Genomic DNA, 25208 nt, shown 5'->3' with positions numbered 1-25208 from the left:
CACTCCGCATTCGTCAAATCTCCCCGGCCAACCATGCTGACCAGCCTGGACCGAGACGCATGATCACATCAGGAGATCCAAGAAACAGAACCTAGCCGCGCTGGTCTCCCTGCGAACGTTTCCATCACCCCTCCCAGGCCACTCGGGCGACCACGCGCGAAACCGCTTCCTGGGTGCGCACACGGCACGACCTTCACACGCAGGACTACCCGTACCAAGTGTCTGCGACCGAGTTACCAACCACCCTGGCTGGGACGAAACGCTCTTTAGGGCGTCTGTCTCGACCTCGGGTGGGCCGTCAGCCGAGGTTGATCCTGCGTTCCGGGCGGCCGTCGGGGGAGATGACCACTTGGTGGACCGTGCCGTCGGCGGTCGTCATCCGGATCACGCGGGGACCGCTCCAGCGCACGTCGCGGAGTTCCTGCTCACCGGTGTCACCGTTGAACCGTGCGACGGCCCACCGCCGCTCCAGCGGCCATGCGCCCTGGTGGACCCATACGTACCGGATCGGCTCGATCATGATCGAGCCGTCCTCGACGACCAGGACCCGGTCGTCCCGGCCGGGCGCGGGGCTCCGCCGCTCCTCCTCCGCGCCGCCGCCGACCAGCAGGACGAGCGGGGAGGCGCACAGGTACAGTGCCGACGCGAGGCCGAGGACGAGCAGCAGACCCGCGCGGAGTTGGCCTCGGCGCAGGCCGAGCAGGACGGCGCCGGTGAGCGTGCCCAGGACCAGCCAGCTGAGCAGGAACGCGTGGTCCCGGCCCGCCCGCATCGTCAGGGCAAGGCCGCCATCGATCGCCTGCGTCGATATGACCGCGACGCAGGCGGCGCAGAGCAGCAGCAGCAAGCCGGCCAGCGGCTCGCGGGCACGTAGGTGGATCCTCATGCGGTTCCCTTCCCCAGGACATCGTCGGCGCAGCCTATGGGGCGCCCGAAGGGGTGCCGTGCGGGCAGGGGCGAGCGGGGTGGCGCCCGGGCGGCTAGTGTCGCGGCCCGTGATCGAAAACCTTGCCTGGATCGCCGAGGCGCTGGGCGTCGTCGGCGTCTACCTCAGCTGGACCGCCGGCCGTCTCACCCGGCTGCACGCGCCGATGAACACCGCACGGGCCGCGCCCGGGCAGGGGTGAGTTGCCTGCGCGTCACCCTCACAGTCCCATTGAGTTCCACCTCGCGAAGAGGGCGGAACACAGCAACAGATCACGACATCACACAGGCCCTAGCACTCCACCGCCCGCGCTCCACCAACACCACGGACCGGGAACAACCCTGACCCGGCCACTCCTTCCTCGGCCCTGTCCACGCCCCGTCGATGTCGACTCCGCGCCGACAACAGCGGTGCTCCTGAGCAGCCCACGGTCTCGACCGCCCAGCTGGCGGGCACAGGAACTCCCGCCGATCGAGCTGGCCTTTCCGAGCCTGCGTGCGCGACGGCGAGGGCGCGCAGCCCCGACTCCTTCAGACCGGCCGCCGCCGAGGCCCGCGCGCGGATCCTCCACCTACCGCTGGGTCTTCGACGGCACCCCGTCTTCGGAGCGGACAGCGGGGCCGTGCCCGCCGAGCGGTCCTACTGGACCGACACCAACGGCATTCTGACCGGCCGGGCCAGGAACGGCCCCGGACAGTCTCGCGGTACTCGGAGGCGGTCTTGGTCCAGTCGACGGCCCAGGGCGGTCCGGTGAACTCCTCGCTCACTCGCCGGGTCCGAGTTGGGCGGCGCGCTGGTGGATCGTGGCCGCTTCCTCCAGGAGGGCTTTGGCCTTGTCCGGGTCCGTGGAGTGCGCGGCACGCTCTTCAAGGTCGCGGACGTGCCTGTCGAGCTCGGGGTCGCGGGCGAGAGCGTACTCGGCCCACCAGCGGGCCAGGAACGCCGGGGCCGCGCCGATGTCGTAGGTGTCGGCCACCTCAGCTCGCCACCCGGCCTCGAAATCGGCAAGGAGATCAGGAGCGTGCGCGGCGATCGCGGCGCGTAGGGCGGGAATGCTGCGCCCGGGCATCGGGGGAACACCGTAGGGGTGTCCCGGAGCGGTTGTCACGGTGGTCCCTCCAGCGGTCGGCAGCCCCCACGATAGTGAGCCGGCCCCCGTACCGGGGCCGCGATGGGGGTGGGACCAGCTCGCCGTACTTGCCCGCCGTCGCGACCTGCCCGTCCTCCTGGACCGACACGTGCTGTTGGGGCCGGAGCAGAAGGCGGTGCGCCTGGGTGTCGGTTTGACGTTGTGCACCTGACCGACTGGGCATGCTGCGGCCGGGTGCGGACGGTGGAGGTCGAGTACGGCCGCGCCCGGGGCGGCGCGCAGCAGGGTTTCTCGATGAGTACGTACAGCAGCCATGCAGCGCGCAGTGCCAGTACCAAGCCGACGCAGATGGTGCCCGCCGTTCCCCATGGTGTGTAGTGCGTGAGGGCTGCCGGTACGGGGCGGTGGACGAGGTAGAAGGCGTAGGAGATCTCGCCCAGGAGCACAAGGGCCGGCGTGCGCAGTAGCGACTTGGTGCCCCGTGTGTCCAGTGCTGCCGTGCTCGAGATGAGCAGTGCTACCGGGATGACGGTGCTCGCGGCGTACAGGAAGGCAGGGGAGTACCCCGATGCCGGTCAGCAGGCATGCGCCGAGCAGCGCAACGCAGGGAGGACGCCGATCCGGGGTGTGTACCCGGTGGCGTGCAGTCGGGCCAGCACCATGCCCAGGATGAACTCTGGGAGCCGGGGTGGCGGGAAGGCGTATGCGAATCCGATATGCAGGTCGGTGAGCTCCACCCAGGAGGCGTGGGCCAGCCGCTGGCCTGCCGGTCGCAGCGAGACCAACGGGACTGTCCAGGCCGCGGCAACCGCGCCCGCGGCGGCGGCGAGGAGCTGCTTTCGGTGAAGCCGGGAGATGAGCGGGATCAGGCGCGGGAACAGCAGGTAGAACAGCAGCTCGCAGGTGAGGGGCCAGGTCACATCGTTGCCGCTTGTCGCGAACTGCGGCAGCGGGATGAGCGTGTTGATCAGGAGAGCGTTGGTCGAGCACCGAGAGCGAGGGTGTGGTGGGAGGGAAGGCGTTGTCGTTGCGTGGCATTCCCGCCCCTTGGTGGAGCAGCATGCCGGCGGCCCAGATGACCAGATGGTTGGGGTAGATCTTCCTCAGCCGCCGGCGCCAGAACGCGCCGGCCGTGTCCGTCTCCCGCGCCGAGAGGCTCAGCACGAAGCCGCTGAGTACGAAGAAGAGCGAGACGCCCACAGGTCCCAGGAGGATGAGGGCCAGGGGAGCCTACCCGCGACCGGACCGCCGTTGGGCTGGTCGGCGTCGGCCCTGATAATCCGCAGTTCAAGCAGCGGTTCGGAGCTGTGGTTGACCACCTCGCCCCGGTACCCGTCCATGACGGGCACTACCAGCCGTGCCTGTGCTGCTTGCCTGTCTGTCTCGTCCTTCCGTCGCATCTTCACTTCGTGCCAGCCAAACGAGGTGGTCCTCGTACGCGCGCACCGCCCAGCCCGGATGGAATCCGCAGCGGTGACGCACGCCCTGCGGTAGCGAGGCGGCGAGTTCCAGTGCCGTCCGCCTCCTCGTGCTGGGCGCGGCGGGGAGCGCCGACAGACTCGCCGACGCTGCCGCCATCGTCACCGGTCGCCGGGCAGCATGTGGAGGAGATTCCCGCCGGCAGTCAGGAAGGCCGCGAAGACCAGAAGCTGTGACCCGGCCGGAAGTCGTTTCACCACGGGCGCCCAGCACCTGGCATGGGGAGCAGCGCGACGGTGTGAGCACCCCGTACTTGCTTGGTTCGGTCGAAGGCGGGGAGGTGCCCCTGGCAACCGCTCCGTGTCGGCCTTCGGTGAATTCGCACCAATCCGGTGGGTGCGGAACTTCGAATCCCCAGTTGGAGGCGTGAGTGCCGGCTGGTCACGGTGCCGGGTCCCGCATGATCCTGCCCTAGTGAGAAACGAGGTTGCTCTCGCCGACGATGAACCGCTCGAGATTCGGGACGGGATCGCGCCAACAAGGCCGGCACTTTCGGTCTCTCTTCAGTCGGACACGCCGCGTTAACCATGCAAACAACTTCGTTGGGTTAACGTGTTTCTTGACCAACCGTTGACTGGTTCTTGGCGTACGCCAGGGGTGTCGAATTTGCGGGAGGGCTGGATGTTGCCTGGTGTGGCAGCCGTGGCTGCGCTTGCGATCCTCCTTGCCGTCCTGCCTGCGGTCTGTTCCCGCCGCAGACGGCAGCATTCGCACATGCGCACGAGACCTCTTCTTTCGTCGCCGAAGCTCGGTCCGGAATTGAGTTATCCAGGTAGACGCCGAGCGCCGTTACCCACGGCGAACGCTGTCTTGGCGGGCCGGTAGCCCCCCGCGCCCATATGCCAGGGCCCGGCGACGCTCCCGGTTTTGAAGCAGCGCCTTTCTCCGTCCTGCCCGTCCGACGCGCTCTCATGGCGCGCCAGGAGGATAACCACGCATGCAGCCCCTCATCGACAACGCCCGTACGTTCGGACAGCGCCCTGAGGAGTTCACCAAACTCGCCGAAGGCCAGTCCCCCCAGGTCCTGTTCATCACCTGCTCCGACTCCCGGGTCGTACCGGCCCTGATCACCGGCGCTGCCCCCGGTCAGCTTTTCGAGCTGCGCACCGCGGGCAACATCGTCCCGCCCTACGCTCCCGAGCGGCCCACCTCCGAGGCCGCCACCATCGAGTACGCCGTGGAAGTGCTCGGGGTCCAGGACATCGTCGTCTGTGGCCACTCCCACTGTGGTGCTGTCGGCGCGCTGGTGCGCGGCGATGACCTTGACCCCGTCCCCGCCGTTCGGGACTGGCTCGCTTATGCCGCGACGCGTCCGGAGTCGCACGACCCGGACGACCCGGCGGTCGCCGTCTCCGTGCAGCACCACGTGCTCGCTCAACTGCTGCGCCTGCGCTCGTACCCCTGCGTGGAGAAGGGGTTGGCCGATGGGCGGCTGCGGGTGCGCGGCTGGTACTACGAGGTGCACACCGGCTCGGTACTTGCGCACCACACGGACACCGACACCTTCCAGGCCCTGTGAGCGGCGCCATGAATGCTGCGATCAAGATCCCCCATCTCAGGCATGACTTCGCCGCCTCCTTTGTCGTCTTCCTCGTGGCACTGCCCCTGTGCGTCGGCGTGGCCGTAGCCTCCGGCGTCCCGGCGGAACTCGGCCTGGTCACCGGCATCGTGGGCGGCATCGTCGTGGGACTGATGCCGGGCAGCAGCCTGCAGGTGTCCGGGCCGGCCGCAGGTCTGACCGTGCTCGTCTTCGAGGCCGTCCGCCAGTTCGGACTGACCGCGCTCGGTGTGATCGTGCTGGCAGCCGGGCTGCTCCAACTCCTCATGGGCGCGTTCAAGTTGGGCCGCTGGTTCCGGGCCATCTCGGTCTCGGTGGTCGAGGGCATGCTGGCCGGCATCGGCCTCGTGATCATCGCGGGCCAGTTGTACGCGGCGGCGGGCCTCAAGGCACCGGCGTCCGGCATCGACAAAATCGCGGGCTTGCCTGATGCGTTTCTCCGCGCCGTCGGTAGCACCGAGGCCCTGACCTCGCTCGGGGTGGGCGCAGCCACCATCGCGGTGACGGTGCTGTGGAAGCGGATGCCGAAACGAGTACGGGCACTGCCGGGTGCGCTCGTGGCGGTGCTGCTGGCCACGCTGGCCTCGCAGGCGTTCGGGCTGCCCGTCGCCACGGTGGAGGTACAGGGGCTGCTCGGCGCGATCCAGCCGCCGGGCGCCGACGCCTTCGGCCGGCTGGGCCAGCCGGCCATCCTCGGCACCATCCTCGCGTTCGCACTGATCTCCTCCGCCGAAAGCCTGTTCAGCGCGGCGGCCGTCGACCGGATGCACGACGGGCCGCGCACCGATTACGACAAGGAACTCATGGCGCAGGGCGCCGGCAATACCGTGTGCGGGCTGCTCGGCGCGCTGCCGATGACCGCTGTGATCGTGCGGAGCTCGGCAAACGTACAGGCCGGTGCCAGGACCAAGGCTTCTCGCGTGTTGCACGGCGTGTGGCTGCTGCTGTTCGCGGTACTCCTGCCGTCCGTCCTGGAACTCATCCCGCTGCCCGCGCTCGCCGGCATCCTCCTGCACGTCGGCTGGAAGCTGATCCCGTTCCGGCAAGTCGCGCTGCTGTGGACCGCGTACCGCGGTGAAGCGCTGATTCTCGTGGTCACGGCCGTGGCGATCGTCGCGGTCAACATGTTCGAAGGCGTCCTGATCGGTCTGGCGCTGTCGGTCGCCAAGACAGCCTGGCAAGCCTCGCACGTCAAGCTGGAGGTCATCGACAAGGGCGCCGGTCCCGTCCAGGCATACCTGTCGGGCAACGCGACCTTCCTGCGGCTGCCGAAAATTCTCGACACTCTGGAGGCACTGCCCCAGAACCGCCCCGTGGAGCTAGACCTCTCCGGGCTACACCACGTCGACCACGCCTGCCGCACGGCGTTGGAGAACTGGGCCGAGCGGCACAGCGAGGACGACACGGAACCGGTGAAGGTCACTGCGCCGTAGGGCAAGGCGTGTGTCAATCAGTCCTCAGCGAAGGCCGACGGCAGGCCGGGTAGGCCAAGGCGACCTGATGAACCCCGCTGGCAAAGGCAACGGCTCACCCGGCTACCCCGACGTCGACTCGCTGTCAGCCGGACTGGTGAGAAGGGACCGACGCCGGGGAGGCTGCCGAGGAGCGGAGGGCAAGAAGCGTCTGAGAATTCCTATCGGAATGAGTTCAAGCGTCGCCAGCAGATGAGTGCGCACCCGAGGGTGAGGAAGGCTTCGTGGATGTCGTCGCGTATCTCCCAGCGGATCCGTAGACGGTGAAACCAGTGCAGATGAGCGAACGCGCGCTCCACCAGCCAGCGTTGTGCGCCCAGACCGGAACCGTGTTCGATGCAGCGACGGGCGATCAGTAGCTTCACGCCGAGATCCCAGACGAGGCGGCGGTACTTGTCGTGGTCGTAGCCGCGGTCCGTAAGGACCACATCCGGGCGGCGCCGGGGCCGGCCGCGTTTGCCCCACACCGGCGGCACGGCCTGAAGCAGCGGGATCAGCTGGGTGACGTCGTTACGGTTGCCGCCGGTCAGGGTGGCGGCAGGCGGGATCCCGGTGGCGTCTGTGATCAGGTGGTGCTTGCTGCCGGTTCTACCTCGGTCCACGGGGCTTCGTCCGGTCTTGGCGCCGCCCTTCAGCGCCCGGATGTGGGAGCCATCGACCGCCGCCCGGGAGAAGTCCAGAGCGTTCGCGCTGCGGAGTTTCACAAGGAGGACCTCGTGCAACCGGTGCCACATGCCGACCTCGGTCCACTCCGCCAGGCGCCGCCAGCAGGTCATGCCCGAGCCGAAGCCGAGTTCCTGCGGCAGGTGTTCCCAGGCGATTCCGGTGTGCAGAACGAACAGGATGCCCTGGAACACCGGCCGATCTGGGTGCCGCTTGCGTCCCGGATGACGCGTCCGGCGCTCGACCCTGGGCAACAGCGGCTCCACCACCGCCCACAGCTCGTCGTCGACTACCCACGGCTTCCGCCGAGCCACTCCATACCCCCGCCCGAGTGCTTCAGTTGCCCAGTTGAGTGGGAAGCTATCTCGGCCCGTTAGCGGCTTCACGCCTCTGCGGAACTACGCTGCCCGCCTGCCCCCGCAACTCAGCGCGGCGGCCACCAGGCTTCAGCACCGCTGTCCCGGTCCGATGACCGTGAGCCCCACCTGCCCAGCGAGCCAGTGCGCGTACGGCTCCCTCATCTGACGGCCGTCGAAGACGGCGCTGCGAACGTGGACGAGGACGGTGTGGTCGTCGGCAGACTCGTCGTACTCTCGGGTGCTGGTGTTGAGAAGGAGGGTCACCTCCGCGTGCTTGAACTCGCCGTGAAAACCGACCTCGGGAACGTCCGGCCAGCACAGGTCCTGCCAGTTGATCTCGCCCACGCATGGACCGATCGCGGCAGTGAAGGGGTCCTCGACGCTGTCGACCGCCTGGTTGAGCAACTCGTAATCCACCGGTAGCCGTCCTTCGTACGCCGTCGGGTCGGTCGGCAGGCCCGCCCCTCGGACGCCTACGAGCCAGGCGGACGTTTTCCTGGGCGCGGCGCATTCCGGCGCGGTGCTGGCGGCGCCACTCCAGCTGGTTCGCACGGTCCTCCCACGTGGCCACGGCGGTTCCACCTCGTGCAGGGCGCGCCTGCGCGCGGGTTTCGGCACCCGGCTGCAGCGCAAGTTCCGTGCTTACCGCAGCATTGACAGCCCCTCCTCCTACATCCCCCGTGAAGCCGGCGATGGAGTCTGGAGTCGGCGTCGGGAGGTGTCAGCCCTCCGAATGAACGCGAACGAGAGTTTCCTGGGATCCCGGTGCGGTTGTGGCAGAGGCCGTTTAAGCGAGAACGGCGTCGAGTTCCACTTCGACCAGCCAGGCCGGGTCGATGAAGCGGGACACCTCAAGGAACGTGGTCACAGGCCGGATGGATTCGAACCGTTCGCCGTGCGCTCGGGCGGCTTCCTTCCACTGGGTCACGTCGGTGAGCATGATGCGAGTTCGTATGACGTCTTCCAGCGATGCCCCGGCTGCCTCCAGGGCACGCTCGGCGATGTCCAAACACCGCACCGTCTGCGCATATACGTCACCTGGCCCCACGGTGGAGCCGTCATCCCCGATGGGGGCTGTGCCGGCGACGGCTACGTAGTCGCCTCCTCGGACCGCCCGCGAGAACCCGATCTGCGGTTCCAGCGGGGACCCGGAGCTGACGGTCTGTCGAATTCGTTCCATCGGGTCATGCTCCCAGATGGTGCTCGATGACCAACCACCAGCACCCGCCCGAACCACCGTGGGATGGGAAACAGCTGCCAAGCCCCTCCACGAACTTCCGTGGAGCAGCACTGGTCAGCGGTAGGGACTTCAGCGGCCGTAGCGGGCCGGTAGTTTGCGGGTGTCGGTGTCGGTGTCGGTGACGCTGAGGCCGAGCGCGGCGGCAGCCTGGTCGGGGGAGTGTCCTTGTGGGTGTCGTGGGCCGCCCAGTAGTGCTGTGACCGCATACGTTCGCGGGGTTCCCTTTCGGCCGAGAGCCCCGGAGAAATCGAATGCGGCCGCAGCATGTCTGCGAGCATGCGTCGCTGTGGAGATCGACAATTTTGTCATCCGTCGTGCGGTCGACTCTGATGCCGCCGAGGTGGCCGAGGTGTGGCTGCGTTCGTTCGCAGCGGCGCTTCCGAGTGTGCGCCGAGCGCATACGGACGAACAGGTTCGGTCCTGGTTTCGGGAGGTGGTCGTGCCCGGCCAGGAGACCTGGGTGGCGACGGTCGAAGGCTCGGTCGTCGCGATGATGGTGCTGGACGGCGAAGACTTGGATCAGCTCTATCTCGATCCGCCGTGGCGTGGCCAAGGCATCGGCGACCGTCTCGTGGATACGGCCAAGCAGCGTCGCGCGACCGGGTTGGCGCTGTGGACGTTCCAGGTCAACACCCCGGCACGTCGCTTCTATGAACGGCACGGCTTCGTCGCTGCAGAGCGCACCGACGGCCGCCGCAACGAAGAACGTGAGCCGGACATCCGGTACGTGTGGCGTCCCGGGAAGCAAGAGCTTTGAGGTTGATCAAACCGCTTCGGTCAAGCGGCGTCCGCCTCGGCGGATGCCCTTCTCGCAGCGGATGCGGGCGCGTTCGTGCCGCTGGGCGGCCAGGACGTCGGGGTGGCGGGCGTTCAGGTTGGCGCAGGTAGCGGTGGAGCTCCCGTGTCCGGACGGTGTTGTGGGGATGGTTGGAGTTCGCCAGGGTGAATTGCCGCAGGGACCCGAAGTGTGCCTCTATCGGGTCGGCCCAGGAGGCGTTGGTCGGGGTGAAGCACAGCTCGCCGGCGATGATGATTACCCTCCCCAGGTCTCTTCGCCAGCAACGGAGTTGCTAGCTTTCGGATCATGGGGAGAATCGCCTGGGTAGCCAGGTCTTTGGGTGGGGGTGCGCTGCTGTTTGCGGTGCTGGCACTGTGGGCGTTGCTGTTCAACGTCGGCATATCGGTGTATCGGCCGGACGTGGCTATCCTCGGGGCGGTGGCCCTGGCGCTGGCCGCCGGGTGGGTGTGGTCGGCCTCCCGGCCGATCCCGATCACGCCACCGAGGCAGGTCGAACCGTTGCCGGCGCCGCCCGCGAAGCTGCCCTGGAAACGGCCGTTCCGGGACTTCCTTCCCCTGCTGCTGGCCGTGGTGGTGGTATTGCCCGCCGTGGCCGTGCTCACCGAGCTGATCACGCGTCCGGACGGCGACGACCTGAAGCGGATCGCGGCCATACAGAAGGCCGGTGCCGAAGTGACACGGGGCACCATCGTCGAGGTCCACCGGGTGAAGTCGGGGAAGAACAAGGAAGTCGCGGACACCGCCGACGTCACCGTCGAGGTGCCCGTGCATGCCCCCGGGGGCGGCAGTACGGACACCAGGCGGCTCGAGGTGGTGAGCGGGCACATATCGGACCGCTTCGGGGGCCGCTTCGCGGGTGAATCCGTACTGGTGCTACACGCCCCGACGGCGCCCGCACTGGGCGGCGTCGTGGACGATCCCGGCCACATCGAGCGGTACGTGGAGGCGGCCTCTCCGCTCGCGTTCTCCCTCACGCCATTGACCACCTGGATCGGCCTCGGCATCGGAGCGGTACTCACGTTCTTCGGGTCGCTGATGTTCGTCCGGGTCCCTCCGTCCGATCCCGCCCGCCGGACCCTCCGTGAGGATGCGGCCGCCGGGGCGCTGCCAGCCGTCCGGGCTCGGATCGTCGCGGCCCAGCGGAACGAACACACCACCTTCGGAACGGTGGACGGCACGGTTCGGGTGCGATCGGACCACAAGCTGCGTTTCGCGCTGGAGGACGGTTCCGAAGTGCTGATCGGCAACCCGACCGTCGAGCCGGCCGGGCTCGCCCTCCTCGCGGCGCGCATGGGAGAACGGCCGGGCTGGCTGTGCGGTGCCCGGAACTGGCGTCTGATCCGCTACGACGAGCAGCCGGTCGCCTTCGTCACCGACGAGGGGGAGGTGGCGTGGTTGAAGATGGACCGCGAGGAATTCCGGCGGGTTCTGGAGCCCGCCACCCCGGTACAGCCCGACCCGGAGCGTTCGACGCGGCTCTCCCCGTGGCCCACCACCGTGGTGCCTGGGGCCCACTGGCCCTGGCTCGGGGGCATGGCGCTGTCCTACGCACTGGTCGTTCTCGTGCTGATGCTGCCGATGTCCTGGCTCGCCGCATCTCTGACGACCTCACTCGCCGCGGCCGTGGCCGTGGCGGCCTGCGTCTTCCTGCTGCGGCGCCGGGCGGACCTCTCCAACCGGACGGGCCGCTGGGAGGTCCGCGCGACCCGCGACCCGGAACTCGGTCCGGCCTGACGCCCCGAGCAGGCCTCGAGGAGAGCGGAGGGCCAGACCGAAGAAGACGACCCCGAATGCCAGGCCGCTTCCCGCGTAACACGTGATCCAAAGGAATCGGCCTAAACGTAGGAGGGTGACCCCTCCCATCAGTGCGGTGCTCACTGCCGTCGGGGAACTGCTCGACGTGGCACCGACCGGGGAGGCCTCCACCCTCGCGCTCGATGTACTGCGCGAAGTCCTGCACGCCCGTGCCGGCCCGCCGTCCGTCCCGCAGGCTGCGCGTGATGATGTAGATCAAGTTGGGTCCGGGCACGGCCACCAGGATCAGGGAGGCGAGGACGAAGGCGGCGAGTGAGGTCATCCGCGTTCCATGAGGGATGAGATGGGTGAGTTGGGTGTCATGCCGTCAGCCTCTCCTCGCGGCGGCTCGTGCTCCCGTGCCAATGGAGGGGAAAGTGGACCGGAATCGTCAGACGTCCGAGCCGGCCGAGCTCGACGAGCTGATCGACCTGCTGGGCGACTGGAGTTCGGGCGAGGGGCCACTGTACCGGCGGCTCACCGACGCGGTCGGCCGGGCCGTACGGTCCGGGGACCTGCGCACCGGGGACCGCCTCCCGTCCGAGCGTCGGCTTGCCGCCGAACACGGCGTCACCATCCTGGAGGACAGCGCCCACGCGGCGGGGCTCGCCCCCGGCCAGGCTCCGTCGCCGATCGCCGCGGCCCCCACCGGGGCAAGCGTGCTGACAGTGGGTTCACTGGCAAAGGCCGTCTGGGGCGGTCTACGGATTGGCTGGATCCGCGCGCCGCAGGACACGGTGGCGCGCCTGGCCCGACTCAAAGCACTCGACGACCTCGCAGCCCGCTCCTCGACCAGGCCCTCGCCGCCCGGTTCCTCCCCGCGCTCCCGGACCTCGCGCCCGAACGGGCCCGCATCCTCCGCGAGCGGCTCACCACCATCACGCGGCTGCTCACCGAGCAGCTTCCGAACTGGCGCCGGCAGGCCCCGCAGGGCGGCTCCGTTCCGTGGGTCCAGCTGCCCACGGGCACGGACGCCCAGCTCTACGCACGGGTGGCACTGCGCCACGGCGCGGAGGTCATCCCGGCGCCGCGATGGACGCGACAGGCGCCCACGACGACTACATCCGCATCCCCTACTCCTTCGCCCCGGAGACCGCGGCAGCACTGGTCGACCGCCTCTCGGCAGCCTGGTCCGCACTGTCTCGGAGGCGTGGCCACCCCCATGCCGCAACGTGTCAGTAGGGACGGTAGGCAGCAGCAACCTTCGTCGCGCAAGGCACGGTCGCACACGACGCTGAAGCCTGCCCAATTGTTGCGGTAATGCCCCATTCATCACCTCGCAGCGGAGGTTTTCCTCGGCCTCCTATTGAAAACGAGTGTCATAGTCGTATAGAAGTACGGAGTGCTCATCTCACGACAAGTGCTGGAGCGCTCGACGGTCGACGTCAGGCCCTTCGCGCTCACCGCACTACGGCATCCCACTGTCTCCACTCTCCTCGCGAACCACCGCGTCCTGCTGGCCGACCTCCTGGACGGCCTGGGGTCACCACTGCACGTCGTGCTGCCCGAGATCTTCGAGGAGAACGTCGTCAAACTTCGGCAGGCGTTCACCGAGGCGGGTGTCACTGCCGACATCCTGTTCGCCAAGAAGGCGAACAAGGCCGACTGTTACGTCAGGTCGGCAGCTACCCTCGGTGTCGGAGTCGATGTCGCCAGTACCCCTGAACTGGTCAAGGCTCTGGCCGGCGGAGTGCCCGGGCACCGGATCGGGGTCTCCGGCCCGGAGAAGGACGACACGCTGCACGCTCTCGCCGTGCAGCATGGCTGCCTGGTCGCCGTCGACTCGATCAGCGAACTCCGTCGCCTTGCGGCAACCGCGCGGCTCGCGCGGCGGCATGCGAGTGTGCTGCTCAGGTCCCGGACAGCCGGCCAACCCGCAAGCCGCTTCGGGCTGTCCGCCGCCGAGCGTGAGACCGCCGTCGGTCTGTGCGCGGAACTCGAGGATCACATCAGCCTCCGGGGATTCTCCTTCCATCTCAATGGTTACTCAAGCGCGGAACGCGCGACGGCGGCGAACGAGATGATCGGGCACTGTCTCAACGCCAGGCGACGCGGTTCGCTCTCCACCGACCTGGTCAATATCGGGGGAGGGTTGCCGATCCGCTATGTCGAGCCGCGGCTTTGGAACGAGTTTCTTGCGCAGAACGAGCCCGCTCACTACCACGCGACCAAGGACTTCAAGGACTTCTATCCGTATGGCGGGCAGCCCGCTGCCCAGGCGCTGCGCGCGATCATGGCGCACCCGGTCGACTGTGGTGAGCGCCTGTCGGCGAAGGCGGAACGCAACGGTATCCGGTTCATGGTCGAGCCCGGGCGGGCCCTGTTGGACCAGGCTGGATTCACCATGTACCGGGTGCAGCAGGTCGACGACCGGCGGGACAGCGACGGGTACGCGATCGTCACCGTCACAGGGAGCAGTTTCAGTCTCTCCGAGCAGTGGTTCAACAGTGACTACCTCCCTGACCCGCTGCTCATGTCGGCCCAGCCCGCCGCCGACGAGACGTTCCCGGCCTGCGTCGGGGGCTCGACCTGCCTGGAGAACGACATCGTGACCTGGCGGAAGATCGGTTTCCCACGGCAGGTACGGCGCGGTGACCACCTGGTCTATCTCAACACCGCCGGCTACCAGATGGACTCCAACGAATCACCGTTCCATGACGCCGCCCTGCCGCTGAAGGCCGTGATTCGGCTTGGCGACGACGGGGCCCCGCCGCGCTGGCAACTCGACGGCATCCAATGAGACCTCGAACGAATCCGATACGACCATCTACAAGGGAGAAGACCCGCATGTCACCGAGCTGTGCCCCACCCGGGCGGTTGTGGCTGCTGCCCCAAGCGCAGCAGGAAGGGCTGAACCTCGACCGCCGGCAGGTGATCGCGGTCGTCGAGCAGGCCTACCGCGCCTTGCGCGAAGGTGGCTCGAACAATCCGGTCAAGACGATCATCGACGATCCCGACCACCACTCGCTGAGCTATTCCATGGTGGCCAGGGACGCCGGTAGCGGCACGGTCTGCTTCAAGGCCGTCTATGAGTTCGACCCGCGCCGCAACCGGGACGGTTACCGGTTCCACTCGTTCGTCTTCCTTGTCGACGACACCACCGGTGCGCCCATCGTGCTGATGGACGTGGTGAAGCTCGGACCGCTGCGGTCCTCGGCCACCACTGCGCTGTTCGCCCGCGCCGCCTGCCCCGAGGCGCGAACCGCGCTGGTCGTCGGCACCGGCGTGCAGGGGCAGGCGACCTTGCCGATGTTGGTCGCGGCCCTTCCGAAACTGGAGCGGTTGCAGGTGTTCGGCACCTACCCCGAAGGTCTGCGCGCCGTCCAGGACAGCGTCGACGGCCGCGAGGTCGAGATCGTCGAGGATCTGCGGGAGGCCGCCCGAGAGGCGGACATTGTGGTCGGCGCCGCCGGCCTGACTGCCACGGAGGAGGTTCGGCGCGACTGGATGAAGCCGGGCTCGGTCGCCGTACTGCTCGGATACGGCGTGCACGCCGACGTGTGCCACGGCGCGGACTACCGGATCGCCACCGACACCGCCCAGATGCATGCCACCTGCGACGACCTGCGGAGTGCGGACGGCAGCCTGCCGGCGGTGGACGCCCAGCTGCCCGACATCCTGGTCGGCCGGGCGCCCGCCCGACGCCGTCCGGACGACGTGGTCTTCGCCTACAACAGCGGCATGGCGGTCACCGACGCCGCGCTGGGCCGCTACATAGCCGACCTCGCGCTGGCGGACGGGCGCGGGGAAAAGGTCGACTTCTGGTGAGCACCGACATGAACGCCACGACCGCCGGCACCGGTTCGACCGAGACCGGCGCTGGATGGTGGCTCAAGAACTCGCGGGTCCTGCTCAAACTCGCGTTCCCGTTGATCTTGACCAATTTCGCCTACGTCGCGCTGACCACGGTGGACATCATCATGCTGGGCAGGCTCGGCGCGGTCGAGATTGCCGCCGCAGGCCTGGCCATCGCGCTTTTCAACCAGTTGCGCACCACCGGGACGGGCCTGGTGACCGGGGTCAGCAATCTGGTGGCCGAGGCAAGAGCGCGGCACGACAAGGAACGGATCGGCGCTCTGCTGTTCGCAGGCTTCTTCTGGGCGACCCTCTGCGGCGTGGCATTCTGCGCGGCACTCCTACTCATCGGCCCGCTGCTCGTCCTCCTGGGCCAGGACCCGGCGGTGGTCGACAAGGCGGAGGAGTTCCTGATGGTCTTGGCGCCGGGCATGCTGCCCTGCCTGTGGTTCCAGAACCTGCGGCACTTCACCACCGGCCTCAAGCGGCCCGGCCCGCTGCTGGCCATCACCCTGGCGTCGGTCGGAGCGACCATCGCCCTGAACTACATGCTGATCCACGGCACGTTCGGCCTGCCCGCCTTCGGTTTCGTCGGTGTCGCGATCGCCACCGTGACGGTGTTCCTGCTGTCCTTCGTGGCTTTCGTCGCTCTGATCATGCGCGACAGCGTCCTGCGCCCGTACCTCACCTCGCCCGACGCACGGCGCTGGAACGGGGACGCGGTCCGGTCCGTGTGGCGCCTGGGCCTGCCGATCTCAGGCACCTATGCCTCGGAGGCCGGATTCTTCAGCGTGCTCACCCTGATCATCGGCTCCCTGGGCGTCGAGGCCCTCGCCGCGCAGACGGTGCTCAACCAGATCGTCTACATCGTCTTCATGATCTCGGCCGGACTGTCCCACGCGGCCTCGATCCACATCAGCGAGGCCGGCGGCGGCAACGACTACGTCACAGCAGGCCGAATGGGGCTGCTCGGCACCGCCTGGGGCGTGATCGCGACGCTGGTGATCGCCGTCGTGTACCTGGCGATCCCGAACCCGATCGTGTCCCTGTTCCTCTCGGCGGAGCACGCCGGAAACGCGGACATCATCGCGCTGACCGCTACTGGACTGTTGATCGCCGCTCTCATGCAGGTCTTCGACGCGATCCAGAACATCGGCAACGGCATCCTGCGGGGCATCGGTGACACCGCCGGCCCCTTCCGGATCTCCCTCGTCGGGTATTGGCTGATCGGCCTGCCCGCGGGCTACCTGCTGGGAGTCGCCGCCGACTGGGGCGTCGAGGGTGTCTGGATCGGACAGACCGTCGGCCTCGCGGCCACCGCCGCCATCCTGCTGGCCGCCTTCCTGCGTCGCGCGGACCGGCTTCACCGGGCGACATCCGGCTCGCCCGTCCCGCAATCGGAGTCCTCATGAGCCCAGTCCTCGCAACCGCTGCTTCGGCCTCCCTGATACGCAAGGAGGTAGCGGGCCTGCCCAGCTACGATCCCGGCGCCGACCCGGCCGAGGTGGCCGTCCTCAGTGGCTCGGACCGCGTCATCAAACTTTCCAATAACGAAAGTCCGTTCGGAGCCTCTCCAGTGGTCGCCGAAGCCGTGCGCAAGGCCCTGGCCGATGGCGTGTCCCGCTACCCCGACCCCACCGGGAGGCGACTGGCCGAGGCCATCGGTAGGAGTCTGGACGTGCCGGCCGAGCGCGTCGTGCTCGGCAACGGCTCGGAGAACATCCTGGAGCTGCTGTGCCGGGCCGTACTCGATCCCGGCGACCTGGTGGTCACCCAGGCGCCCGGATTCAGCCTGCACGAGACCTTCCCCCGAGTGATGGGCGCCCGCGTCCAGAAGGTCCCGGTCACCGCCGAGTTCGGGTTCGACGTGGCCGCCTGGCGTGAGGCGCTGGCCGCGGGCCCGAAGCTGGTCTTTCTCGCCAACCCCTGCAACCCCACCGGCGCGATGCTCAACGCCGGCCAACTGGAGTGCGTTGTTGCCGACATCCCGGACTCGGCCCTGCTGGTGCTCGACGAGGCGTACGGCGAGTTCGCCCGGCCCGACCCGGAGTACCCCGACGGGCTGGAGGCTCTGCGCGCTCTTGACAGGCCGTGGATCGTACTCCGCACCTTCTCCAAGGCCTATGGTCTGGCGGGCGTCCGGGTGGGGTACGGCATCGCCTCCGACTCCGCCCTGATCCGGGCACTGGACCGGGTCCGCACTCCGTACAACGTCAATCACCCGGCCCAGGAGACCGCCATCGCCGCGCTGGGCGACCACGCGCACCTGGCGGACACGGTCCGCCGCACCGCTCTGGAGATCGCCAGGGTCACGGAACGGTTGCGCGACGCGGGACTGGGCGTTGTGCCGTCCTGGACCAACTTCCTGTTCATCGACACCGGCCGCCGTTCCGACGAGGTCGCCCACGAACTGCAACGTGTCGGAATCATCGTCAAGGCGTGGCGCGAGCCGGGATACGAGACCTACATCCGCGCCTCACTGTCGACCCCCGGGGACAACGACGTCTTCGTACGGGCTCTGACGGAGATCTGCGTGAAGGAGAAGCCGTGATCAAGAGCAAGATCTCCGACTTGATAGGGCGAACACCCCTGATCAAGCTGCCCATCACGAACGGCGGGGCAACCGTCCTGCTGAAGATGGAGCAATACAACCCCACCGGCACCGCCAAGATCCGGATGGCCAGGAACATGGTCGACGAGGCGGAGGAAGCGGGGCTGCTGACCCCCGGCGGATGGTTGGTCGAATCCACCTCCGGCAACACCGGACTCGGGCTGGCACTCATCGCGGCCGAACGCGGATACAAGTTCACTGCAGTGGTGGACAATCACTCCAGCACGGACAAGTTGCGCGGCATGCTCGCCTACGGCGCCGACATCCTCAACGTTGCGGGCGACGCCGAAGGCCTCGCCACCGCCGAACGCGACACCGTGGCCGAGCGCCTCGCGGCCGAGCACGGCGCGTACTGGACGGCCCAGCACCGCAATCAGGGGAACCCCAATGGCTACCGGCCCCTCGCCCGGGAGCTGCACGACGACCTGGGCGACGACATCCACTACCTGTACGGGGCCGTCGGCACCGGTGGTTCCCTCTGCGGCACCGGCCGCTTCCTTCGGGAGCGCATCCCGGACCTGAAGATCATCGGAGTCGAACCGGTAGGGTCCGTCGTCTTCGGCGGCAAGGGCGAGCCCTACCACCAGTCCGGCACCGGCACACCGCAGGGCTCTGAGATCGGCGGCGTCGTCGACTACGAGCTGTTCGACCAGGGAATCAAGGTCAGTGACTCGCAGGCCTTCGAGACCTGCCGCTATCTGGCCAGGAACTTCGGCATCCTGATCGGCGGTTCGGCGGGCGGCGTGGTGTACAGGGCCCTGGAGCGGGCGCAAGGCTCTGTGCCGGGGACCATCATCGTGGTGCTGGTCTGCGACGGCGGCGACAAATACCTGGACACCGTGTTCAACGACGACTGGATGGCGGACAACGGCCTGTTCGACGAGCAGGTCGTCCGCCGGCTGGCCGCGATGCTTCGGTAACGCCCGCCCGAACCGACGGCCCGGAACGCCAAACGAGGCCGCTCGGTTTACTGACGTTCCGTACGCAGGGTTTCGAGGCCGCCGCCATGAAACGCGTCCCCCTGCAAAGTGTTCTTCGACCCGATCCCGCCCAGGCAGTCCGCCTGAGCCGCACGGACCCTCCCGCCCCCATCAATGAACTGGTACCTTTCTGCAATGAAGATGAAAACGATAATCATAATGACTAAAGTTTTGGCGATGCTCGCGGTTACCGGATGCACGGCGGACCCGGCTTCCCAAGCCGGCGACCAGGCAGCGGCGACAGGGACGCACGCGAGGACGACCTACCCGCTCACCCTCCAGAACTGCGGCACCGACGTGACCTTCAAGACCCCTCCGAAGAAGGTCGTCACCCTGAACCAGACCGCCGCCGAAATCCTCATCCACCTGGGTGTGGCCGACCGGATCGCCGGATCGGGCTACGAGATCGAGAAGACACCGGACGCGATCGCCGCCCAGTACGAGAAGATCCCGATCCTGTCCGCACCCGGACAGGAGATCAAACACGAGAAGCTGTTGGAAGCGCAGCCGGACTTCGTCTACGGCTCCTTCGCGAGCATGTTCACCAAGGAGCAGTCCGGCGAACGCAAGCAGCTCCACGATCTGGGCGTGCCGACCTACCTGACCGAGTTCGACTGCGCGTTCCACGAGAGCGTGGCCGACGCGAACTTCGAGATGCTGTACGAGGAGTACCGCCGACTGGGCAAGATCATGGGAGTGCCCGCCGCCGGAGACAAGCTCGCGGCCGAGCAGCAGGCCGTGGTCGACAAGGCGGTGGGCGCTGTCAAGAAGCGGGACACCCCGCTGAAGGTGATGTGGTTCTACTCCACCTACGAAGGCACTCCATGGGCAGCGGGCCCCGGCGGCCTTCCGCAGCACATCTCGGAACTCGTCGGTGTCGAGAACATCTTCGCCGACGCGAAGACCAAGTGGGCCGAGGTCAGCTGGGACGAGGTCGCCGCCCGCAATCCCGACATCATCATCCTGGCCGACATGACCCGTGGCGAACCCAACGACACCGCCAAGGAGAAGATCGACCTCCTCAAGAAGGACCCCCTCACCAACAAGCTCGCCGCCGTCCAGGGCGACCGGTTCATCACCATCCCCGGCAGCCACATGGACCCCAGCTACGGCAGCGCGTCCGCCGTACCCCCGCTGGTCGACGGCCTGAACAAGCTTCGGTGACCGGTCGAACACCATGACGACGAATTCACACAAGGCCACCGCGCGCACCGGAGCTCCGACCATCAGCCGCGAAGGGATTCCCGAGCGCCGGCGGCGCACCGCGACGACAGCGCTCTTCCTCCTGGCCGTGGCCGGCCTCCTGGCATCGGTCGTCGCCGCGTCGCTGTTCGGGAGCGCCGACATCCGGCCCCTGGACGTGGTCTCCACCATCCTGCGGCACATCGGACTGGGCGCCATCGCCCCCACGCCGCCCCTCCCGGGGCTGCTGGACGCTCTCATCTGGGAGTCCCGCTTCCCGCGGGTGCTGCTGGCCGCCGCCGTCGGCATGGCCCTGGCGGTCTCGGGCGCGGTCCTCCAAGCGGTCACCCGCAATCCCCTGGCCGACCCCTACCTGCTGGGAGTCTCCTCGGGCGCCTCCACCGGCGCGGTCGCCGTGCTCCTGCTGGGCATCGGCGGAAGCGTCTCCCTTTCGACCGGCGCCTTCGTCGGAGGCCTGGTCTCCTTCGGCCTGCTCCTGCTCCTGCTCGGCGGGGGGCGCATCGCCAGCCCTTCCCGCGTGGTCCTGACCGGCGTGCTCGTGTCCCAGTTCTTCGCGGCGATCACGTCGGTCATTCTCATGGTCGGCGGGGACGCCAACTCCACCCGCGGCTTCACGTACTGGCTGCTCGGCACCCTCGGGGGCGCCCGATGGGAGGGGGTGACCGTCACCGTCGTAGTCATCCTGATCGGGGTGATCGCCGTGCAGTTCTTCGCACCCGCCCTCGACGCCTTCACGTTCGGATGGGACTCCGCCGCCGCCCTGGGGATCAACGTCACCGCAGCCCGCGTCTGGCTGATGGTGCTGACCTCCGTCATCACGGCGGCCGCCGTGGCGGCCTCCGGCGCGATCGGCTTCATCGGGCTGCTCATCCCGCATGCCGTCCGCGTCCTGGCAGGTCCGACGCACCGCACCCTGCTTCCCTTGTCCGCGATCGTCGGTGCCGTCTTCCTGATCTGGGTGGACGTGTTCGCCCGGACGGCGTTCTCGCCCCACGAACTGCCCGCCGGCGTCATCACCGCACTGCTTGGCGCGCCCGCCTTCGCACTGGTTCTGAAGCGTCTGGAGTCCTGATGGGCCGCATCACCACGACCCAACTTTCCTGGTCCGTCAACGGCCACCGTCTGCTGGACGACATCGAGATGGCGGCACACGACGGAAAGACCGTCGGCCTCCTCGGCCCCAACGGCTCGGGCAAATCGACACTGCTACGCCTGCTCGCCGGACTGCGCCACCCCGACACCGGAACCATCCGCTACGACGACACCAGCCTGCGCGACCTCGGCCGCCGGGTACTGGCGCGACGGCTCGCCGTCGTCGAGCAGGACGTATCCGCTCACCACCACGTCAACGTCCGACAAGTCGTGGAACTCGGCCGCACACCCTTCCGCGGTCGCTTCGACGCCGTGACCGAGCATGATCGCCGAATCGTCGATGCGGCGTTGGAACGGGCCGACATCACCGGCAAACAGGACCAGAGCTGGCACACCCTCTCCGGAGGAGAGAAGCAGCGCACCCAACTCGCCCGCGCCCTTGCCCAGGAGCCCCAGGAGATCCTCCTCGACGAACCCACCAACCACCTCGACATCCGTCACCAGCTCGAACTCCTCGACCTGATGACATCACTGGACGTCACCTGCGTGGTCGCCCTGCACGACCTCAACCTCGCCGCCCGCTACTGCGACCACATCGTCGTACTCGATCACGGACAGGTGGCCGCCGCAGGCCCCCCGGAGGCCGTGTTGACCTCGGACCTCATCAAGTCGGTCTACGGTGTCAACGCCCTCGTCGACCGCGAACAAACCACCGGCACCCTCCGCATCACCTACCTGGCTGCCACCGCCACGCGAACGCCTGCCACGCTTGCGATGCACCTCAGGCCCCAATAGGGCTCATCGGCTGAGTCGGCGACGGGGCCGACCGTACCGCATGTGAAGCGCGGGCTGACGTCTTGCACAGCAGGACGCCGTGCCACAATGCGGCTTTGCTCCAGGGGCAGCCTGAGACCGTCCACTACCACTTCTGGCGCTGGAATCGGGCAGGAGTCGTCGGCTTCATCCGTGACCAGCTTCGCCGACAGATCCGCACCGGCCAGGGGCGATGCCCCTGGCCCGTCACCTTGATCGTGGACTCGCAGTCCCTCAAAGGTGCGGACACCGTCTCCAAGGTCCAGGGCGGGTAGTCGGCGGGCAGCCCGCCACTTGACGCCGTTGTGGCCGAATCGCGCTCTGCACAAGGTGACTTCTCGGGGTGGCGGCCTGAGCGTGACGTCGCATCGCATCTGACGCGCCTCACCCTTGACGTGTCTGTATCTGTGGGTTGTATGGCCTCACAGCCATGGCGCGGCGATCTGGTGGCTCGGAGACTGGAGGTGCTGCCGGAGGGACCGGTACGCCGAAAGGACCAGGTGATTGCAGTGACTGGCGACTTCTCCGCGCCGGCCGGGGTGAGCGTGCCGGACTCGAAGCTCGCGCGCGAGGCGACTGAGCTCGTACGGGACAGCACGAGTGATTTGATCTACGACCACTCACGCCGTGTCTACTTCTTCGGCAGCCTCCAGGGACGCAACCGGGAACGCAGCTTCGACCCCGAACTCCTCTACATCGCGGCAATGTTCCACGACCTCGGCCTCGGCGAGCCGTTCCGCCGCAGCGGGCGGCGCTTCGAAGTGGACAGCGCCGACGCCGCCCGCCGATTCCTGCAGACGCACCAGGTGCCGCAGGACAGCATCCGCCGGGTGTGGACCGCCATCGCTCTGCACACCACCCCGGGCATCCCCGAGTTCATGGAACCGGAGGTGGCGCTGCTGACGGCGGGCGTTGAGTACGACGTCCTCGGCATCGGCTACCACGACGTGGATGAGGCGGACCGCGCCGCGGTCGTCACTCTGCATCCCCGCCCAAACTTCAAGGAGCGGATCCTGCAGTCCTTCACCGACGGCATCCGGCCCAAGCCGGAGACCACGTTCGGCAACGTCAAGGCCGACGTGCTCGCGCACTACGTGCCCGGCTTCGAGCGCGGGGACTTCGTACGCACGATCCTGGACTCCCCGTGGGCCGAGTAGCCACCCGCAAGCCGATGGACCAGGTGGTCGTAGTGGTCGCGTTCGACGGCGTGCAGCTGCTGGACGTCACCGGCCCCGTCGAAGTCTTCACCACGGCCAACGCCTTTGGTGCCCGCTACGACGTACGAATCGTCTCCCCGACCGGCACCGACGTGCGCACCTCGTCGGGCGTGCGGGTCGGCGTCGACGGTGCGTTGCTGAGTCTGCCCGCGCGGTTGGATACGCTCGTCGTCCCCGGTCGACGGGACTGGCGACAGGCTGTCACCGAACAGGGGCTGCTCGCCCTGGTCGCGGAACTCGCCTGCCGCGCACGCCGGATTACCTCAGTGTGTGCCGGAGCCTTCGTCCTGGCGCAGACGGGCACACTGAACGGGCGGCGCGCCGCCACACACTGGCAGCTCGCCGCAGAGCTCGCGTCCGCATATCCCCAAGTGAGCGTCGAGACGGACCCGATCTTCGTCAAGGACGGCAACGTCATCACCTCCGCTGGTGTCACTGCGGGCATCGACCTCGCCTTGTCCTTGGTCGAGGACGATCACGGTGCAGACGTCGCACGGGACACCGCACGTGAGTTGGTCGTCTTCATGGCCCGTCCCGGAGGGCAGTCCCAGTTCAGTGCCCGTCAGGCCCCGCGTGAGGCGAAGCACCCGGTGGTCCGGCGGGTGATGGACAGAGTCGGAGCTGACCCGGCTGCCCCGCACAGCCTGAAGTCCCTGGCCGGTGACGTTGGCGTCAGCGTCCGTCATCTCGGCAGACTCTTCCGCGGCGAGATCGGGATGACGCCCGGACAGTATCTGGAATCCATACGGCTGGAGGCCGCCCAAGCCCTCCTCGAAGCGGGCAATGACTCCGTCGAGACGGTTGCTCAGGAGTCTGGCCTCGGCTCCTCGGAAACCATGCGCCGCATCTTCCACTACACCCTGGGCATCACCCCGACCGCCTATCGGGCACGCTTTCGCACCACCGCAACCACCAACCGAACGTGAGCAGGGCACTGAGCGCTTGAGGTGGCAAACCCCGCCAACTCGAGCACTGCACCAACAAGCTGAAGCAATGGCGCGGCCTGGCCACCCGCTACGACAAGACCGCCACCATCTACCTCGCCGGACTCCGCCTCGCAGCCATCTTCATCCGGTCAGCGAGATGATCCGAAGGAAACGGCCTAGCCGAGGTATGCCTTCGTGGAACGCGCCTCGGTCAGCGCGATCGCTGCGGCCGAGACCAGGAAGGCCGTGATGAAGCCCGCCAGCTGGTTCTGCGCCCCGCCGGTGGCCAAGTCGGCTTGAGCCACGATGCTCCCGATGGCCACACCGGACAGGCCCGCCGGCACCACGAGCAACTGGCTCAGCCGAGGACCTGCCTCGGGGTCACCCGACAGCAGCTTGGCCCCGTTGCGCACCAGGGCCACGCCGAAAGGTATGACGAACGCGCTGAGGAAGACCAACCACCCCACCTCCCCGAATGAACTCAGTCCCCAGACCATTCCGGCCACTCCAGCACACCCCACCACCAGCCCGTACGCGATACCGAGTCCGCCGGCTGCCGTAGCGGTGCCGGGACGTCGCCGTGCAGCAGGACCGGAAGGGCCGTCGCGGCGGGGGGTGGCGGGTGGGTGTGACATGAGCGAACCTTTCTGCAATGACGGGTATCTGATGCTCATCACGCTCTCCGCGCGGCCTCCCGGAAGCGGAGACGTCGGCCGCGCTCTCTCGCAACGGCACCCGGCGGCAGCCGCCGAAGTCCACGGCGGCCTTCGAAACGCTCGCGGCCGACGACGGGGACAGAGACTTTGGGGCTGACGCCCGGGCACTGTCAGGTCCGCCGCCTCGCAACGTCCGGTGCAAGTCGGCGTGCTACAGCTCCTTTGCCGGTTCGCACAGGCGGTCAATGGCGCCACGCCGCCACCAGGGTGAGCAGGACGAGGGCGCCGGCCGCCAGTAGCAGGCATCCATTGCGCCTGCCCGGGGCGCGCCTTCGGGTCTCGATGTGGCCGGCCGGGGAAGTGCCCGGGTGCTTGCGGGCGTAGTGCTCGATCTGACGGCGCAGCCCCTCGGGCCTGGCGGCCCAGGGCGTCTTGTAGTTGCACTCTCCGCACCAGAAGCGGTTGGCCACGTCGGCTCCTTACCTTCCGCCAGCAGGGGGCGGCACCGACTCCGACAGTGACCCCGGCCGTGGTGT

Annotated in this window: 24 protein-coding genes and 3 pseudogenes; 17 read left to right on the top strand and 10 right to left on the bottom strand. The window is 68.0% G+C overall.

All coding sequences use genetic code 11. From position 1 onward, the window contains the following. Positions 1-298 precede the first annotated feature (298 nt). A complete protein-coding gene (locus tag AB0D46_RS16240; RefSeq protein WP_362877957.1) occupies positions 299-886 on the bottom strand; it encodes a hypothetical protein in 588 nt (195 codons plus the stop codon). 109 nt (positions 887-995) lie between these two features. On the opposite strand from AB0D46_RS16240, the gene AB0D46_RS16235 reads away from it, so the two are divergent. Next, complete coding sequence (locus tag AB0D46_RS16235) at positions 996-1127, top strand: hypothetical protein (protein ID WP_362877966.1); 132 nt, start codon at positions 996-998, stop codon at positions 1125-1127. Between the two features lie 561 nt (positions 1128-1688). Here the strand turns inward: AB0D46_RS16235 and AB0D46_RS16230 are convergent. From AB0D46_RS16230 to AB0D46_RS16220, 3 genes and pseudogenes are all read right to left on the bottom strand, one after another. Beyond that, a complete protein-coding gene (locus AB0D46_RS16230) occupies positions 1689-1994 on the bottom strand; it encodes a hypothetical protein (RefSeq protein WP_362877963.1) in 306 nt (101 codons plus the stop codon). Positions 1995-2590: 596 nt separating this feature from the next. Then, on the bottom strand, positions 2591-2935 hold the full coding sequence (locus tag AB0D46_RS16225) for a hypothetical protein (protein WP_362877965.1): 345 nt from the start codon (positions 2933-2935) through the stop codon (positions 2591-2593). Between the two features lie 142 nt (positions 2936-3077). Beyond that, positions 3078-3215, bottom strand: a pseudogene (locus tag AB0D46_RS16220) (acyltransferase family protein); the annotation flags it as partial. Between the two features lie 1216 nt (positions 3216-4431). On the opposite strand from AB0D46_RS16220, the gene AB0D46_RS16215 reads away from it, so the two are divergent. Continuing rightward, on the top strand, positions 4432-5013 hold the full coding sequence (locus tag AB0D46_RS16215) for a carbonic anhydrase (protein ID WP_362877956.1): 582 nt from the start codon (positions 4432-4434) through the stop codon (positions 5011-5013). A gap of 8 nt (positions 5014-5021) precedes the next feature. Continuing rightward, a complete protein-coding gene (locus AB0D46_RS16210) occupies positions 5022-6485 on the top strand; it encodes a SulP family inorganic anion transporter (RefSeq protein ID WP_362877955.1) in 1464 nt (487 codons plus the stop codon). Between the two features lie 200 nt (positions 6486-6685). Here AB0D46_RS16210 and AB0D46_RS16205 read toward each other — a convergent pair whose 3' ends face one another. The 3 genes from AB0D46_RS16205 to AB0D46_RS16195 all read right to left on the bottom strand — a co-directional run bounded on the left by AB0D46_RS16205 (position 6686) and on the right by AB0D46_RS16195 (position 8726). Then, positions 6686-7501 (bottom strand): IS5 family transposase, encoded by an 816-nt coding sequence (locus AB0D46_RS16205; protein ID WP_362877954.1) that lies wholly within the window; start codon positions 7499-7501, stop codon positions 6686-6688. 132 nt (positions 7502-7633) lie between these two features. Further along, positions 7634-7963 (bottom strand): hypothetical protein, encoded by a 330-nt coding sequence (locus AB0D46_RS16200; RefSeq protein WP_362877953.1) that lies wholly within the window; start codon positions 7961-7963, stop codon positions 7634-7636. 370 nt (positions 7964-8333) lie between these two features. Beyond that, a complete protein-coding gene (locus tag AB0D46_RS16195) occupies positions 8334-8726 on the bottom strand; it encodes a RidA family protein (protein WP_362877952.1) in 393 nt (130 codons plus the stop codon). Positions 8727-9072: 346 nt separating this feature from the next. Between AB0D46_RS16195 and AB0D46_RS16190 the strand changes: the two genes are divergently transcribed. Beyond that, entirely contained in the window at positions 9073-9543 is a 471-nt protein-coding gene (locus AB0D46_RS16190) for a GNAT family N-acetyltransferase (RefSeq protein WP_362877951.1), read from the top strand. Positions 9544-9549: 6 nt separating this feature from the next. Here the strand turns inward: AB0D46_RS16190 and AB0D46_RS16185 are convergent. Continuing rightward, positions 9550-9805 (bottom strand): annotated as a pseudogene (locus AB0D46_RS16185) (IS630 family transposase); the annotation flags it as partial. A 179-nt stretch (positions 9806-9984) separates the two neighbouring features. Between AB0D46_RS16185 and AB0D46_RS16180 the strand changes: the two are divergent. The 13 genes and pseudogenes from AB0D46_RS16180 to AB0D46_RS16120 all read left to right on the top strand — a co-directional run. After that, on the top strand, positions 9985-11319 hold the full coding sequence (locus tag AB0D46_RS16180; protein WP_362877950.1) for a hypothetical protein: 1335 nt from the start codon (positions 9985-9987) through the stop codon (positions 11317-11319). Between the two features lie 1402 nt (positions 11320-12721). Continuing rightward, positions 12722-14119 (top strand): alanine racemase, encoded by a 1398-nt coding sequence (locus tag AB0D46_RS16175; RefSeq protein ID WP_362877949.1) that lies wholly within the window; start codon positions 12722-12724, stop codon positions 14117-14119. Positions 14120-14196: 77 nt separating this feature from the next. Further along, positions 14197-15147: an ornithine cyclodeaminase gene (locus tag AB0D46_RS16170; protein ID WP_362877948.1), complete on the top strand. Its 951-nt coding sequence runs from the start codon at positions 14197-14199 to the stop codon at positions 15145-15147. Further along, a complete protein-coding gene (locus AB0D46_RS16165) occupies positions 15144-16586 on the top strand; it encodes an MATE family efflux transporter (RefSeq protein ID WP_362877947.1) in 1443 nt (480 codons plus the stop codon). The genes AB0D46_RS16170 and AB0D46_RS16165 overlap by 4 nt, the downstream gene beginning before the upstream one ends. Continuing rightward, positions 16583-17725, top strand: a complete 1143-nt coding sequence (gene hisC, locus AB0D46_RS16160) for a histidinol-phosphate transaminase (RefSeq protein ID WP_362877946.1) — start codon at positions 16583-16585, stop codon at positions 17723-17725. The genes AB0D46_RS16165 and hisC overlap by 4 nt, the downstream gene beginning before the upstream one ends. Then, a complete protein-coding gene (locus AB0D46_RS16155) occupies positions 17722-18705 on the top strand; it encodes a cysteine synthase family protein (protein ID WP_362877945.1) in 984 nt (327 codons plus the stop codon). The genes hisC and AB0D46_RS16155 overlap by 4 nt, the downstream gene beginning before the upstream one ends. 219 nt (positions 18706-18924) lie before the next feature. Beyond that, positions 18925-19929, top strand: coding sequence for an ABC transporter substrate-binding protein (locus tag AB0D46_RS16150; RefSeq protein WP_362877943.1), 1005 nt, complete (start codon positions 18925-18927; stop codon positions 19927-19929). Positions 19930-19942: 13 nt separating this feature from the next. Further along, positions 19943-21040 (top strand): iron chelate uptake ABC transporter family permease subunit, encoded by a 1098-nt coding sequence (locus tag AB0D46_RS16145; RefSeq protein ID WP_362877942.1) that lies wholly within the window; start codon positions 19943-19945, stop codon positions 21038-21040. Next, entirely contained in the window at positions 21040-21855 is an 816-nt protein-coding gene (locus AB0D46_RS16140) for an ABC transporter ATP-binding protein (protein ID WP_362877941.1), read from the top strand. The genes AB0D46_RS16145 and AB0D46_RS16140 overlap by 1 nt, the downstream gene beginning before the upstream one ends. Before the next feature lie 95 nt (positions 21856-21950). Beyond that, entirely contained in the window at positions 21951-22148 is a 198-nt protein-coding gene (locus AB0D46_RS16135) for a hypothetical protein (RefSeq protein ID WP_362877940.1), read from the top strand. Positions 22149-22382: 234 nt separating this feature from the next. Beyond that, positions 22383-23030 (top strand): HD domain-containing protein, encoded by a 648-nt coding sequence (locus tag AB0D46_RS16130; RefSeq protein ID WP_362877962.1) that lies wholly within the window; start codon positions 22383-22385, stop codon positions 23028-23030. A gap of 14 nt (positions 23031-23044) precedes the next feature. Next, entirely contained in the window at positions 23045-24016 is a 972-nt protein-coding gene (locus tag AB0D46_RS16125) for a GlxA family transcriptional regulator (protein WP_362877939.1), read from the top strand. Positions 24017-24069: 53 nt separating this feature from the next. Beyond that, a pseudogene (locus tag AB0D46_RS16120) lies at positions 24070-24177 on the top strand (IS5/IS1182 family transposase); the annotation flags it as partial. A 15-nt stretch (positions 24178-24192) separates the two neighbouring features. Here AB0D46_RS16120 and AB0D46_RS16115 read toward each other — a convergent pair. Together AB0D46_RS16115 and AB0D46_RS16110 are read right to left on the bottom strand one after the other, a co-directional pair. Beyond that, positions 24193-24474, bottom strand: coding sequence for a hypothetical protein (locus AB0D46_RS16115; protein ID WP_362877938.1), 282 nt, complete (start codon positions 24472-24474; stop codon positions 24193-24195). A 440-nt stretch (positions 24475-24914) separates the two neighbouring features. After that, positions 24915-25142 (bottom strand): hypothetical protein, encoded by a 228-nt coding sequence (locus AB0D46_RS16110; RefSeq protein WP_362877937.1) that lies wholly within the window; start codon positions 25140-25142, stop codon positions 24915-24917. Between the last annotated feature and the right edge of the window lie 66 nt (positions 25143-25208).

This window comes from Streptomyces sp. NPDC048383, from assembly GCF_040651775.1.
GTDB lineage: Bacteria > Actinomycetota > Actinomycetes > Streptomycetales > Streptomycetaceae > Streptomyces.
The sequence above is the reverse complement of the archived record's forward strand: the minus strand, read 5'-3'. Positions and strand labels throughout refer to the sequence as shown.

Bases quoted from the DNA above. Each gene is read 5' to 3' on its own strand.
- AB0D46_RS16150 (WP_362877943.1), top strand. From the start codon at position 18,925: ATGACTAAAGTTTTGGCGATGCTCGCGGTTACCGGATGCACGGCGGAC.
- AB0D46_RS16145 (WP_362877942.1), top strand. From the start codon at position 19,943: ATGACGACGAATTCACACAAGGCCACCGCGCGCACCGGAGCTCCGACC.
- AB0D46_RS16125 (WP_362877939.1), top strand. From the start codon at position 23,045: ATGGACCAGGTGGTCGTAGTGGTCGCGTTCGACGGCGTGCAGCTGCTG.
- AB0D46_RS16210 (WP_362877955.1), top strand. From the start codon at position 5,022: ATGAATGCTGCGATCAAGATCCCCCATCTCAGGCATGACTTCGCCGCC.
- AB0D46_RS16240 (WP_362877957.1), bottom strand. From the start codon at position 886: ATGAGGATCCACCTACGTGCCCGCGAGCCGCTGGCCGGCTTGCTGCTG.
- AB0D46_RS16230 (WP_362877963.1), bottom strand. From the start codon at position 1,994: ATGCCCGGGCGCAGCATTCCCGCCCTACGCGCCGCGATCGCCGCGCAC.
- AB0D46_RS16195 (WP_362877952.1), bottom strand. From the start codon at position 8,726: ATGGAACGAATTCGACAGACCGTCAGCTCCGGGTCCCCGCTGGAACCG.
- AB0D46_RS16215 (WP_362877956.1), top strand. From the start codon at position 4,432: ATGCAGCCCCTCATCGACAACGCCCGTACGTTCGGACAGCGCCCTGAG.
- hisC (WP_362877946.1), top strand. From the start codon at position 16,583: ATGAGCCCAGTCCTCGCAACCGCTGCTTCGGCCTCCCTGATACGCAAG.
- AB0D46_RS16140 (WP_362877941.1), top strand. From the start codon at position 21,040: ATGGGCCGCATCACCACGACCCAACTTTCCTGGTCCGTCAACGGCCAC.